At 70.9% G+C, this 12,435-nt stretch carries 12 protein-coding genes; 8 read left to right on the top strand and 4 right to left on the bottom strand.

The features are described 5' to 3' along the window. Window positions 1–36: 36 nt before the first annotated feature. On the bottom strand, window positions 37–1,413 hold the full coding sequence (locus tag ACFYNU_RS31990; protein ID WP_356586219.1) for an AarF/ABC1/UbiB kinase family protein: 1,377 nt from the start codon (window positions 1,411–1,413) through the stop codon (window positions 37–39). 41 nt (window positions 1,414–1,454) lie between these two features. Continuing rightward, a complete protein-coding gene (locus ACFYNU_RS31985; RefSeq protein ID WP_356586221.1) occupies window positions 1,455–2,690 on the bottom strand; it encodes a ThiF family adenylyltransferase in 1,236 nt (411 codons plus the stop codon). Between the two features lie 187 nt (window positions 2,691–2,877). Here ACFYNU_RS31985 and ACFYNU_RS31980 point away from each other — a divergent pair, with 187 nt between their 5' ends. The 4 genes from ACFYNU_RS31980 to ACFYNU_RS31965 all read left to right on the top strand — a co-directional run bounded on the left by ACFYNU_RS31980 (window position 2,878) and on the right by ACFYNU_RS31965 (window position 6,739). Continuing rightward, a complete protein-coding gene (locus tag ACFYNU_RS31980) occupies window positions 2,878–3,501 on the top strand; it encodes a M48 family metallopeptidase (protein WP_356586223.1) in 624 nt (207 codons plus the stop codon). A gap of 113 nt (window positions 3,502–3,614) precedes the next feature. Beyond that, complete coding sequence (locus tag ACFYNU_RS31975) at window positions 3,615–5,264, top strand: TerD family protein (RefSeq protein ID WP_356586225.1); 1,650 nt, start codon at window positions 3,615–3,617, stop codon at window positions 5,262–5,264. Between the two features lie 13 nt (window positions 5,265–5,277). After that, window positions 5,278–5,958, top strand: coding sequence for an AIM24 family protein (locus tag ACFYNU_RS31970; RefSeq protein ID WP_356586227.1), 681 nt, complete (start codon window positions 5,278–5,280; stop codon window positions 5,956–5,958). Between the two features lie 16 nt (window positions 5,959–5,974). After that, on the top strand, window positions 5,975–6,739 hold the full coding sequence (locus tag ACFYNU_RS31965; protein WP_356586229.1) for an AIM24 family protein: 765 nt from the start codon (window positions 5,975–5,977) through the stop codon (window positions 6,737–6,739). A 124-nt stretch (window positions 6,740–6,863) separates the two neighbouring features. On the opposite strand, the gene ACFYNU_RS31960 is transcribed toward ACFYNU_RS31965, so the two are convergent. Together ACFYNU_RS31960 and ACFYNU_RS31955 are read right to left on the bottom strand one after the other, a co-directional pair. Continuing rightward, complete coding sequence (locus ACFYNU_RS31960; RefSeq protein WP_356586231.1) at window positions 6,864–7,403, bottom strand: NUDIX hydrolase; 540 nt, start codon at window positions 7,401–7,403, stop codon at window positions 6,864–6,866. Further along, window positions 7,400–8,905: a zinc-dependent metalloprotease gene (locus tag ACFYNU_RS31955; protein ID WP_356586233.1), complete on the bottom strand. Its 1,506-nt coding sequence runs from the start codon at window positions 8,903–8,905 to the stop codon at window positions 7,400–7,402. Before ACFYNU_RS31955 ends, ACFYNU_RS31960 begins: the two co-directional genes overlap by 4 nt. Before the next feature lie 190 nt (window positions 8,906–9,095). Here ACFYNU_RS31955 and ACFYNU_RS31950 point away from each other — a divergent pair, with 190 nt between their 5' ends. The 4 genes from ACFYNU_RS31950 to ACFYNU_RS31935 all read left to right on the top strand — a co-directional run bounded on the left by ACFYNU_RS31950 (window position 9,096) and on the right by ACFYNU_RS31935 (window position 12,353). After that, window positions 9,096–10,205 (top strand): SDR family oxidoreductase, encoded by a 1,110-nt coding sequence (locus ACFYNU_RS31950; RefSeq protein WP_356586235.1) that lies wholly within the window; start codon window positions 9,096–9,098, stop codon window positions 10,203–10,205. Window positions 10,206–10,340: 135 nt separating this feature from the next. Then, the gene (locus tag ACFYNU_RS31945; protein ID WP_356586237.1) at window positions 10,341–10,802 is read left to right on the top strand and encodes a molybdenum cofactor biosynthesis protein MoaE; all 462 of its coding nucleotides are present in this window, start codon (window positions 10,341–10,343) and stop codon (window positions 10,800–10,802) included. Between the two features lie 137 nt (window positions 10,803–10,939). Continuing rightward, window positions 10,940–11,113 (top strand): hypothetical protein, encoded by a 174-nt coding sequence (locus tag ACFYNU_RS31940; RefSeq protein WP_356586239.1) that lies wholly within the window; start codon window positions 10,940–10,942, stop codon window positions 11,111–11,113. Between the two features lie 148 nt (window positions 11,114–11,261). Beyond that, window positions 11,262–12,353 carry a PDZ domain-containing protein gene (locus ACFYNU_RS31935; protein WP_356586241.1) on the top strand — a complete coding sequence of 364 codons (1,092 nt, stop codon included), beginning with the start codon at window positions 11,262–11,264 and terminating at the stop codon, window positions 12,351–12,353. Window positions 12,354–12,435 lie beyond the last annotated feature (82 nt).

The raw sequence follows: 12,435 nt of genomic DNA, 5'->3' as shown, positions 1-12,435 counted from the left end.
GACAGCCGCCCGAAAGACAGGTCCTGGGCTCAAGCCTTAGGCTCCCGCCTCGGCCTCGGCCGCCTCCTCGTAGACGAACTCCTCCTCCGGCAGGAAGCCCGGCAGCCACTCCTCCAGCTCCTCGCGGAGCCGCACCGTGGCGTTCAGCTGGCACAGCACGCCGATCGTGCTCAGCGTGACGCGATGTATCAGCAGATAGGCGGGCGGCAGATTCAACTGCTTCCCCAACTGGTGCGCCGGGGACCGGGGATCGGCGATCCGGGCCGCCTGCGTACGCATCCAGCTCCGGGTGAAGGTGAACTCCTCCGCCTCCGCCGGCTCGATGATCGGCACCAGATACTCCAGCACCGCGTCCGGGTCGAGATCGATCGACTCCTTGACGAACCCCTCCGTACGCAGGAGTTCGTACACCGCGTCGGCCTCGCCCTCCAGCGTCAGGCGCAACGACTCGCCGATCGTCTCCGGAAGCCCGCCCGGCAGCCGGTCCACGGTGCCGAAGTCCAGCACACCGAGCCGCAGTTCCCCCTCGTCGCCGGCCGGCGGCAGCAGCCGGAAGTTGCCCGGGTGCGGGTCCGCGTGCAGCAGTCCGGTACGGGCCGGGCCCGAGAAGAGGAAGCGCGCCAGCAACTGACCCGCGCGGTCACGCTCCTCCTCGGTGCCGCCGGTGATCACGTCGGCCATCGGCGTGCCGTCGATCCACTCCGTGACCAGCACCTGCTCGCTCTGGTGCACCACATCGGGCACGACCACGTCGGGGTCGTCCGCGAACTCCTCCGCGTGCTCCCGCTGCGCCCGCGCCTCCAGCTCGTAGTCCAGCTCCTCCGACACCCGGTCGCGCAACTCGGTGATCAGCGGCTTGACGTCCATGCCCGGGATCAGCGGCCCCAGCAGCCGGGCGAACCGGCTCAGCTGGGCCAGGTCCGACAACAGCGCCTCCCCGGCCCCCGGGTACTGGACCTTGACGGCCACATCCCGCCCGTCGTGCCACACCGCCCGGTGCACCTGCCCGATCGACGCGGCGGCCGACGGCTTCTCCTCGAACTCCAGGAACAGCTCACGCCACTCCTCGCCGAGCCGCTCCGCCAGCACCTTGTGCACCGTGCTGGTCGGCATCGGCGGGGCCGCCTCCTGGAGCTTGGTGAGCGCCGCCCGATAGGGCCCCGCCACCTCCTCCGGCAGCGCCGACTCGAAGACGGACAGCGCCTGCCCGAACTTCATGGCACCGCCCTTCAGCTCGCCGAGCACCTTGAAGAGCTGGTCCGCCGTGCGCTGCTGGAGCTCCCGGCCCACGATCTCGGCGGACTTGCCCCCGATCCGCTTGCCCAGACCCCACGTGGCACGACCGGCGAAACCCAGTGGCAGCGCGGCCAACTTGGCAGTTCGGGTGACCGCCTTCCGGGGAAGATCAGACATGCGCCCCTCCAATTCCCAGACAGCCGAGCCGCGTACGGCGGTTACCGCACCATTGTGTCGTGCGGACCGCCGGACGCCGCCATCCCCTCTCCCTCCAGTTCTCCGGCGGCGCCGCAGGGACAGACGGGATGCGGCGCGATCCGCTCCGAACGCCAGTCGAGCAGGGGCGACGTGATCTCCCAGCGCGCACCGGTGCTCGCCGGCAGCTCCCCGTCCAGGAACGACAACGCGTGGGCGGCGGCGAGACCGGCCACGGTGGTGGCGAGCCCCAGGTCACAGGCCGGTGTGACCGACGCCCTGCGACCCGACCGCCACTGCGCCAGCATCAGCGGCCACCCCGGATCCCGCCCGGTCCGCTCCTCGGCCAGACACCCCGCGCACGCCGTGCCACCCGGCAGCACCAGCGGACCCACCACACCCGTGGCCTCCACCACTCCCGCGTAGAGATGAGGGGTCCCGGTGGCGATCCAGCGCTCCGCGGACGCCGGATCCGGGGCGTAGGCCGCGAGCCCGTCCCGGGGCGCGACGATCACCAGCGACAGCCCCGCCCCACCACCGCTCGCCAGGGCCGCCCGCGCGTCGGCGCGCTCGGCCCGCCCGGTCCGCTCGTCCCCCCGCCCGCCCGGCAGGTCGTCGGGGCCTCCCGGCTCCGCCCCACCCGGCTCCGCGGCTCTGGCGGATCTTCCGGGAGCCGAGCGCCGCACCAGCAGCCGGGCCGCCACGTCCCTGCGCTCACCCACCGACTCAACGGGCAGCCCGCCCGGCGCCACGTCCCATGCCTCGGTGAGCCCGCTGTCCAGCACATCCACCCGGCCCACCCCCGAGGCCGAGAGCATGGCGGCGACGGCCGCACCGACACGACCCGCCCCGCGCACCTGGACACGCATGGTGCGCCGCGCCGCCAGCCGCTCCATCGCCGCGCCCGGCTCCCGTCGGGTGATGGACAGGGACGCCAGATCGGCCCGCAACCGGTCGAGCTCGACCTTTCGATTCCGTAACGCTTCGGCGGCCTGCCCGCCCGCCGTGCTGTCGTCCAGCAGTCCGGCCGCCGCGAGCCGGTCCACGAGCGCGTCCGCCTTGCCGTCCGGCAGTCCCATGTTCCGTGCCTCGTCCCGCAGCAGCTCAAGTCCTCGGGTGCCGTCGAGCAGGTCGAGAAAGCTGCCCGTGGCCGTATCGACCGGGCCCACCACCACCGCGTGTGCGGGTGTGATCCCGAACTGCACCGTCTGCCGCTCCCGCCAAGCCCGGCGCAGCGCGGGCTTCACCATTGGATGCATATTCCGTCTCCCCCGTGCTTCCTGTCCTCAGATCCGATTCCAGAATGCAGGGAACTGGTGAGAGCCGCGGAGAGTTATCCACAGGCGTGGGGAATTAGCCGTTCAAATGACGGGTGTATGGAGTGGATCAAGATCGAATGGTCCCCGCGACGGGACGTCTTCCACTGACAGCGGGTAACGTCGAAGCGTGTCCGCCGACCCTTCCCCTCGCGTTGCGGGGGAATCCCCACCGCACGGCGCCGGAAGCGAAGAGCGCGGCGTGACCGGCCGCCCACAGCGCGGACCGGCCACCAGCGCCGTCGAGGTCCGCAGGAGCGCCCGGCGTAACAGGACCGTCTCGGCCTACCGCGAGGGCGACCGCACCATCGTGCTCATCCCGGCCCGGATGTCGGAGGCCGAGGAGCGGCGCTGGGTGACCGTGATGCTCGACAAACTCGCGGCCCAGGAGAGCAGGCGCATCCTCGACGACGGTGATCTCACCGATCGCGCCAAGCGGCTGTCCGCGCAGTATTTCGACGGCCGGGCCCGCCCCGCCTCCGTCCGGTGGGTCACGAACCAGAACACCCGCTGGGGCTCCTGCACCCCGGCCGAGGGCAGCATCCGCCTGTCGCACCGGCTGCAAGGCATGCCCGAGTACGTCGTCGACTACGTACTCGTCCACGAACTCGCCCATCTGCTCGTGCCGGGACACGGCCCGCGTTTCTGGGAGCTGCTGGCCGCGTACCCCCGTACCGAACGGGCCCGCGGCTATCTCGAAGGAGTCGTCGCCGCCGAGCGGCTGCCGCATCTGCCCACCGCCCCTGGAGAGTGATCGCGCCCGTTCGGTGATCGTGTACCGAATGTGTACCGGCTTGGCTCGTTCTCGCACTTAGCCGTTAGCCTGACGCGACGTGTTCAGCTCGGGATGGGGGACGGTCGTTACGCATGGCCAGGGAATTCCAACGCGGCCACAAGGCCAAGATCAGTGACCTCACGCCGGGGACGGATCTGTACGTAGGTGTGCAGATCGCGGCGCCCGGCTTGACGTTCGACATCAGCTGTTTCGGCCTCGACGCCAATGAACAGCTCTCGGACGACCGGTATTTCATCTTCTTCAATCAGCCGAAGTCCCCAGAGGAATCCGTCCAGTTGCTGGGCGCGCAGTCGGGGGACACCGAATCCTTCCGCGTCACTCTCGACCGTATTCCGGCGAACATCCACCGGCTCTCCTTCACCGCCACCATCGACGGCGCCGGACAGATGTCCCAGGTGGGTCCCGGATACATACGCATCGTCGCGGGCGGTGAAGAGGTCGTCCGCTACGCGTTCAACGGATCCGAGTTCAGCACCGAACGCGCGGTGATGCTCGGGGACTTCTACCTCAAGGACGTCTGGCGGTTCGCCGCCGTCGGCCAGGGCTTCGACGGCGGACTCGACGCGCTGCTCAAGAACTTCGGCGGCGAGGTCGCCGAGGAGGAGCCGGCCGCGGCCCAGCCGCCCGCCGGCGGAGCCGTACCGGCGTTCGCGCCGCCGCCCGGCGGTCCCGCGCCCGCTCCGTCCTTCGGAGCGCCGCCCGCCCCGCAGCCTCCGCCGTCGTTCGGCGCCCCGCCGCAGGCCCCGGCGCCCGCGCCGCACCCGATGCACGGCGCGCCCACCGTCGCCGCGCCGATGGCGCCGCCCCCCGCGCCGTCGCCGTACGCGCAGCCGCCCGGTCCGCCGCAGGCACCGCAGCAGCCGCAGTTCGGTCAGGTCCCAGGTCAGGCTCCCGGTCAGGCCCCCGGCCAGATCCCGGGCCAGGCCCCCGGCCAGTTCCCCGGTCAGGGACAGCCACCCGGCGCGCCCGCGCCGTACGGGCAACAGACGCCGCCTCCCTACGGAGGCCACCCCCAGGGCGCCCCGCCCCCCGGCATGCCGCAAGCGGGCCAGCAGGCCGGCCCCGGACTCCAGGCCGCCCTCCAGCCGTACCGCGAGGCGGCCACCGGCCAGCGCTGGACCCCGCAGAACCAGCAGCTGATGCGGGTCGACCTCGCCATGGGCGGCACCCCCGTCCTGGCCCGCCAGGGCAGCATGGTCATGTACCAGGGCAAGGTCGAATTCGGCTACAAGAGCGCCGGCTTCGCGGGCCGCATCGTCGGGAACGCCACCGGCCAGGAGATGCAGCTCATGCGCTGCACCGGCCGCGGCCAGGTGTTCCTCGCCGAGGAGGGCTCGCATCTGCACCCGATCGAACTCCAGGGCGACGCCATCTGCGTCTCCGCGGAGAACGTGCTCGCCTTCGACGAGACCCTTCAGTACGAGGTACGCCGCATCGAGGGGCACGGCATCCCCGGCGGAGCCCTCTTCACCATGCAGTTCCAGGGCACCGGCACCGTCGTCGTGAAGACGCACGGCACCCCCGTGGTCCTGCCGGTCACGCCCACGACCTTCGCCGACTGCAACGCCGTCGTCGCCTGGTCGGCGGCCTCCCAGGTGATCCTCTCCAGCCAGGTCAGGCTGCGCCGCAACGCGTATCCGGGGCACAGCGGAGAGACCGTGAATCTCCAGTTCCGGGGAGCACCCGGCAACTTCATCGTCGTCCAGCCGTACGAGGTCTGAGGGAGTCCGGCACATGAACCAGCAACTCGCGGGCTTCGCCCCGACCCCCGTCACGGCCCGGATGGAGAATCACGGCCGCACCATGCTCAAGGTCGCCATGGCCGGCGGCCAGGACCTCTTCGCGCGCACCGGATCGATGGTCGCGTACGAGGGTTTCGTGCAGTACGAGCCCAACCCGCCCGCCGTACGGCAGATCGCCAGCCAGTGGGTGACGGGCGAAGGCGCGCCGATCATGAAGTGCGCCGGTGACGGTCTGCTCTATCTCGCCGACTACGGCGCCGACGTCGTCGTCATCAACCTCAACAACGACTCGCTCTCGGTCAACGGCACCAATCTGCTGGCCTTCGACGCGCACCTCCAGTGGGGCGTCGAGAAGGTCAAGGGACTGGCGAAGTTCGCCGGCCAGGGCCTGTGGAACGTCACGATCGCCGGCACCGGCTGGGTCGCGCTGACCTCGCGCGGCACGCCGATCGTCGTCGACTGCGGCCGTGGCGAGGACGAGACGTACGTCGACCCCGACGCCCTCGTGGCCTGGTCACCCGGGCTCAAGGTGAAGGGCAAGCGGAGCTTCAAGGCCTCGTCGCTGATCGGACGGGGCAGCGGGGAGGCCTTCCAGATGGCCTTCTCGGGCCAGGGCATCGTCGTCGTACAACCGAGCGAGGACAGCACGGACCGCCTGCGGATCCGGGGCTGAGGGGGAGGAGAACAACATGCAGAGCCCGCTTTTCGGACTCGCGGAAACGCAGTCCCAGGATCGCTACGTCGTGCAGAATCCGCAGCTGCTGCGGGTCGCGCTCACCGGCCAGGACGACGTCCTCGCCCGCAAGGGCGCGATGGTCGCCTATCAGGGACTCATCGACTTCGACGGTGAGTACCAGTCCGCGGGCCAGCGCCGCGCCAGGGCGAACACCGGCGAGGGCTTGGACCTGATGCGCTGCTCGGGCCAGGGGACCGTCTACTTCGCCAACCTCGCGCAGTACGTGCACGTCGTGGACGTCGACCAGGAGGGCATGACCGTCGACAGCGCCTATGTCCTGGCGCTCGACTCCACGCTGCACACCGAGGTCATCGCGGTGGACAGCCAGTACGGCATCTCCGGCTCCGGCAAGTACCAGCTCAACATCTCGGGCCGGGGCAAGGTCGCGCTGATGACGTCCGGGCAGCCGCTGATGATGCACGTGACGCCCGACAAGTACGTCAACGTCGACGCCGACGCGATCGTGGCGTGGTCGTCCGCGCTGCGGGTGCAGATGCAGGCGCAGACGCACTCCTCGGGCGTACGGCGCAGGCGGGGCAACACGGGCGAGGGCTGGGAGCTGAGCTTCCTCGGCCAGGGCTTCGCGCTCGTACAGCCGAGTGAGGTCATGCCGCCGCAGAACGCGGACATCGGGCAGGGCGCGCGGGCGCAGTTCGGCGTGGGCCAGCAGGGCGCCCACGCGCAGAACCAGAACAACGTCTGGAACAACGGACGCTGACTCCGTACGGGCCGTCCGGACCGCGCCGTACGGTCCGGGCCGTCCGGGCCGTCCGTCCCGACCGGACAGCCCGCCCATGGTCCTTCAGGGGCGGTCTCCTCGGAGGCCGCCCCTGACCGCCGCGTCAGCCCGGCACCCGCCCGGACAGCGCGGCGCGCGTGTGCTCCAGGAGCCGTACGACCGACCCGTCGGCGACCGCCGCCACCTCGTCGTACGCGAACCAGCGCAGATCCAGCGACTCCTCGCTGATCTCCTCGACCGCGCCGACCGGCGCCAGAGCGGCGTACTGGACATCCAGATGCCAGTGGCAGGGCGCCGGAATCGCGTGACGGTCGAGCTGTACGGGCCCGCCGGGCAGCAGCGTCAGCCCTGGGATCCCGGACTCCTCCGTGGCCTCACGGAGCGCCGCCTCGGCGAGCGAGCTGTCACCGGGCTCGCAGTGGCCGCCCATCTGCAGCCACATGCCGAGCTTCTTGTGGAGGGTGAGCAGAACCCGGCCGCTCGCCGGGTCGATCACCAGCGCGCTCGCCGTGACATGCCCGGCCTCACAGGATTTCCACATCCCGTCCGGCCGGGCCGCCAGATGCGCCAGATAGACGCGGCGCAGCTCTTCCTGTCCGTCGTACGTCTCCAGTACGCGGACGGCGTCGTCGTGCAGGCTCACTTGGCGCTGTCGTCCTTGCCCTCGTCGTCGCCCTTGCCGTCGTCGCCCTTGTCCTCGGGCGCGTCGGCGCCCTTCCCGGGCTCCTGCTCCGGCTCCTTGGTCAGCTTCGGCTTGCCGCCCGCCGCCTCGCCGAGCATCTTGTCCAGCTCGGAGAAGTCCGCGTGCTCGTGATGCACGAAACCGTCGGGGTCGTCCAGGTCCGAGGCGGTCGGCAGCATGTCCGGGTGCTCCCAGAGCCCGTCACGGCCGTCCACGCCCCGCGCGTCCGTGAGCGAGGCCCAGAGCCGGGAGGCGTCCCGCAGCCGCCTGGGGCGCAGCTGAAGGCCGATGAGGGTGGCGAAGGTCTGCTCGGCCGGGCCACCCGACGCGCGGCGCCTGCGCAGCGTCTCGCGCAGCGCGTCGGCCGACGTCAGCCTGGTCCTGGCCGCCTCGTGCACCACCGCGTCGACCCAGCCCTCGACCAGCGCGAGCGCCGTCTCCAGACGCGCCAGGGCGGCCTTCTGCTCGACGGTGTCCTCCGGCTGGAACATGCCCTGCTGGAGTGCTTCCTGAAGCTGCTCGGGGTTGGACGGGTCGAGCTGGCTGACGGCGTCCTCCAGCTTGGAGGAGTCGACCTTGATCCCGCGCGCGTAACCCTCGACCGCGCCGAACAGATGCGACCGCAGCCACGGCACATGGGCGAAGAGCCGCTGGTGGGCGGCCTCGCGCAGGGCCAGATACAGCCGGACCTCGTCCTGCGGGATGCCGAGGTCCTTACCGAAGGCCGCGATGTTCAGCGGCAGCAGCGCGGCCTTGCCGGCCGGACCCAGCGGCAGTCCGATGTCGGTCGAACCGACCACCTCGCCCGCCAGGACGCCCACGGCCTGCCCGATCTGCTGACCGAACATGGCGCCGCCCATGGAGCGCATCATGCCGATCAGCGGCCCGGCCATGGCCTGCATCTCCTCGGGCAGCACATCGCCCATGGCGGCGCCCACCCGCTCGGCCACCGGGTCCACGAGCTGCTGCCAGGCGGGCAGTGTCGCCTCGACCCACTCGGCGCGGCTCCACGCCACGGTCGATCCGGCGCCCGACGGCAGCGACGTCGCGGCGTCCAGCCACACGTCGGCCAGCCGCACGGCCTCCTCGACGGCGATCCGCTCGCCGGGGCTCACGCTGGCGTCCTTCGTGCCGTCCGACGTGCCCTGTGCGACCGTCTGGCGGGCGATCTGCTTGGCCATGTCCCAGTTCACGGGACCGCCCTCGTAGCTGAGCATCTGGCCGAGCTGCTGGAAGGCGGCGCCCAGGTCGTTCGGGTTCATCGATCCGAACATCGCGGCGAACGGGTTGTCCCCGCCCGCGCCACCGCCCGGACCGCCCGGCAGGCCGAACCCCGAGAACGGGTTGCCCCCGCCGCTTCTGCCGCCGGCACCCTGACCACCTCCGGCGGGGTCGTTCTTCTTGCCGTCGCCGTCCTCTGGCTCCTCCGGCGGAAGGCCGAATCCGAATGGGGTGTCACTCACGGGTTTCCTCGGCTCATTGGGCCGCCGGCGATTCCGCCGACGGCGACTGCCCGACACCACCCAGCGTAGACATCCGAGGCCGCATCCGGGCTCGGTGCTCCGCCAACGCTCGGCCTGCGGCAGGATGGACGCCACCTGGTACGCACGTTTCCTACACGTCCGTACTGAAGACAACCGCTGGAGACGCCCGGTGAGTTCCCCAGATCCACAGGTTCGCGCAGCGCGAAACCGCTCAACCCCGACCCCGCCGCGCGGCCCCGTCGTCGCGGTCACCGGAGCCGCCTCCGGCGTCGGCGACCTGCTCACCCGGCGCCTCGCGGCGTCCGAGGAGATCAAGCAGGTCGTCGCCATCGACGAGCGCCGCGGCGAGGTGACAGAGGCGCAGTGGCACATCCTCGACGTACGGGATCCGGCCATCGCCGAGAAACTGCGCGGCGCGGACGTGGTGGTGCACCTGGCGCTCGATCTGGACCTGGAGCGGGACGCGGCGGCCCGTACGGCGTACAACGTCCGCGGCACCCAGACCGTGCTCACCGCCGCCGCGGCGGCGGGGGTGCACCGGGTCGTCCTGTGCACCTCGGCCATGGTCTACGGAGCGCTGCCGGACAACGACATCCCGCTGTCGGAGGACGCCGAGCTGCGCGCCACGGCGGAGGCCACGGGCGTCGGGGACCTGCTGGAGATCGAACGGCTCGGCCGCCGGGCACCCCGCGCACACCCGGGCCTGAACGTCACGGTCGTACGGCCGGCCGTCCTCGTCGGCGGTACGGACACCGCCCTGACCCGCTACTTCGAGTCGCCCCGGCTGCTGGTCGTCGCCGGGTCCCGGCCCACCTGGCAGTTCTGCCACGTCGACGACCTGGTCAGCGCCCTGGAGTACGCGGCTCTGGAGAAGGTCGAGGGCGAGTTCGCGGTCGGCTGCGACGGCTGGCTCGAACAGGAGGAGATCGAGGAGCTGAGCGGTATCCGCCGGATGGAGCTGCCCTCCGCGGTCGCCCTCGGCGCCGCCGCCCGGCTGCACCGCATCGGCCTCACCCCGTCCCCGGCCGGTGACCTCGCCTACACGATGCATCCCTGGGTGGTCAGCGTCAGCCGTCTCCACGACGCGGGCTGGCGGCCCCGGTGGACCAACGAGGAAGTCCTCGGCGCGCTCCTCGAAGAGGTCGAGGGCCGTCACACCGTCGCCGGCCGCCGGCTGGGCCGCAAGGACGCCACGGCCGCCGGAGCCGCCGGAGCGACGGTCGCCCTGCTCGGCGCGGCAGCGGTGGTACGCCGCGCCCGTAAGGCACGCCGGCGCTGAGTCCGCGCCGGGCGCCGGGTGCACGCCGGGTGCCGGATGTACGCCGCCCTCTGTAGGAGGCTCCAAGCGGGCGGGCGGACAGCCGGTCGAACGCGCCATTACGCGATGCCCGTGCCGTACGGCACGATGGGCCCCATGGCACGCATCGAGGCGCACCCGGGTGAGCAGGCGGCACAGGACCCCATCCGGCTGCTGGCGATCCGCGAGAGCCCGCTGTCCGTCGACGAGATCTTCCGCGCCGTCGGCGACGACGCGGCAGGCGGGACCGCCCTGTTCGTCGGGACCGTCCGCAACCATGACGGCGGCGCCGATGTCGACACCCTCGGATACTCCTGTCACCCGTCCGCCGAGGCGGAGCTACGCCGGGTGGCCGAGAAGGTCGTCGCCGATTACCCCGTCCGGGCGCTGGCGGCCGTCCACCGTGTGGGTGACCTCGCCGTCGGAGACCTGGCGGTCGTCGTCGCCGTCTCGTGCCCGCACCGCGCGGAGGCCTTCGAGGCCTGCCGCAAGCTGATCGACGACCTCAAGCACGACGTGCCGATATGGAAGCACCAGACATTCTCCGACGGCACCGAGGAATGGGTCGGGGCCTGCTGACGCCCTTCCCGCACCGCCCGTCGCCCTCCGTTCCCATGTGGCCCGATTTGCGTAACCGCCCCCCTGCCCGGAGCGTTGAAGCAGCGGATGACTAATCTGCTGATCAGTCCCTTCACACACTTGGTAAGGAGGTCGGGATGGCCGCGCTTGCCTGGTTGCTGATTCCGCTCTTCGCCGCTGTCGGCGCGGCGATATGGGGAAGCTGGGTCTCAAGGAACCGCACCACCGGAGACATAGCCGAACTCGCCGGCTACGCGCGCTTCCGCGACGCGATGGCGAAATCCCACCCGGCCACCACGGACGTCACCTGAGGTATCGCGCCCGCACCCCGCGCACCTCGTCGCTCCGGTGGCCCGAGGCCCCGTCCGGCCGCTCGCCAGGCCACGGACCCGGGCCAAGTCGCCCCGTACGGACCGGCCCCGGGGGTGCGCCGACAGACCCTTACCGTACTGTCGTTCCATGCCACGCCGCACCGCGACGATGCTCGCCTCCACCCTCGTCCTCATCGCGCTGCTCTGTGCGGGAGTGTTCATTCCCGTGCCGTACTCGGAGATGAGTCCGGGACCGACGGTGAACACGCTGGGCGACGCGAATGGTGAGCCGGTGCTCCATATCTCCGGTCGCAAGACCTATCCGACGACGGGTCATCTCAATATGACGACCGTCAGGGTCACCGGCGCGGATTACAAGATGAATGTGGTCGAGGCGGTCTACGGCTGGCTGTCGCACGACAACATCGTGGTGCCGCACAACACGCTCTATCCGGACGGCAAGACGGAAGAGCAGTCCACGCAGGAGAATGCCGAGGAGTTCAGCCAGTCCCAGGAGAGCGCGAAGGTCGCGGCCCTGAAGGAGGAGAACATCCCCGTCACGTCGCGGGTGATCGTCTCCGCGGTCGTCAAGGACAGCCCCTCCGACGGCACACTGCACGCCGGGGACGTCATCAGGGCGGTGGACGGCAAGACCGTCGACGCGCCGCCGGACGTCGCGGAGATCGTCACCAAGCACAAGCCGGGCGAGGACGTCGTCTTCACGATCGTCCCGGCCAAGGTCGCCGAGGCGGCCGAGAAGGCCGGCAAGGAGCCCGAGGGCACCGAGAAGGTCACGATCAGGACGGTGAAGTCCGACGAGGGCGACGACCGGGCCATCGTCGGCATCCAGGCCGGCACGGACCACACGTTCCCGTTCGAGATCGACATCAAGCTGGCCGACGTGGGCGGGCCGAGCGCCGGACTGATGTTCGCGCTGGGGATCGTCGACAAGATCACGCCCGGCGATCTGACCGGCGGCAAGTTCGTCGCCGGCACCGGCACGATCGACGACAACGGCAAGGTCGGGCCGATCGGCGGCATCGGTATGAAGCTCGTCGGCGCGCGGCAGGCGGGCGCCCGGTACTTCCTGACGCCGGACGAGAACTGCGCCACGGCCGCCTCCGACATCCCGGACGGCCTCACCCTGGTGCGGGTGAAGAACATCAAGGACGCCACGGCGTCACTGAAGAAGATCAAGAGCGGTGAGACGGCCGGTCTGCCGAGCTGTTCGACCAGCTAGGAGTTCGACCGGCCAGGAGAGGGACGCACTCCCGGCCCGTACGTCAGAACGCCGGAGGGGCCGCACACGCGGCCCCTCCGGC

The organism is Streptomyces sp. NPDC006643, assembly GCF_042870175.1.
Classification (GTDB): domain Bacteria; phylum Actinomycetota; class Actinomycetes; order Streptomycetales; family Streptomycetaceae; genus Streptomyces.
The sequence above is the reverse complement of the archived record's forward strand: the minus strand, read 5'-3'. Positions and strand labels throughout refer to the sequence as shown.

Bases quoted from the DNA above. Each gene is read 5' to 3' on its own strand.
- ACFYNU_RS31935 (WP_356586241.1), top strand. From the start codon at position 11,262: ATGCCACGCCGCACCGCGACGATGCTCGCCTCCACCCTCGTCCTCATC.
- ACFYNU_RS31945 (WP_356586237.1), top strand. From the start codon at position 10,341: ATGGCACGCATCGAGGCGCACCCGGGTGAGCAGGCGGCACAGGACCCC.
- ACFYNU_RS31965 (WP_356586229.1), top strand. From the start codon at position 5,975: ATGCAGAGCCCGCTTTTCGGACTCGCGGAAACGCAGTCCCAGGATCGC.
- ACFYNU_RS31990 (WP_356586219.1), bottom strand. From the start codon at position 1,413: ATGTCTGATCTTCCCCGGAAGGCGGTCACCCGAACTGCCAAGTTGGCC.
- ACFYNU_RS31940 (WP_356586239.1), top strand. From the start codon at position 10,940: ATGGCCGCGCTTGCCTGGTTGCTGATTCCGCTCTTCGCCGCTGTCGGC.
- ACFYNU_RS31975 (WP_356586225.1), top strand. From the start codon at position 3,615: ATGGCCAGGGAATTCCAACGCGGCCACAAGGCCAAGATCAGTGACCTC.
- ACFYNU_RS31970 (WP_356586227.1), top strand. From the start codon at position 5,278: ATGAACCAGCAACTCGCGGGCTTCGCCCCGACCCCCGTCACGGCCCGG.
- ACFYNU_RS31985 (WP_356586221.1), bottom strand. From the start codon at position 2,690: ATGCATCCAATGGTGAAGCCCGCGCTGCGCCGGGCTTGGCGGGAGCGG.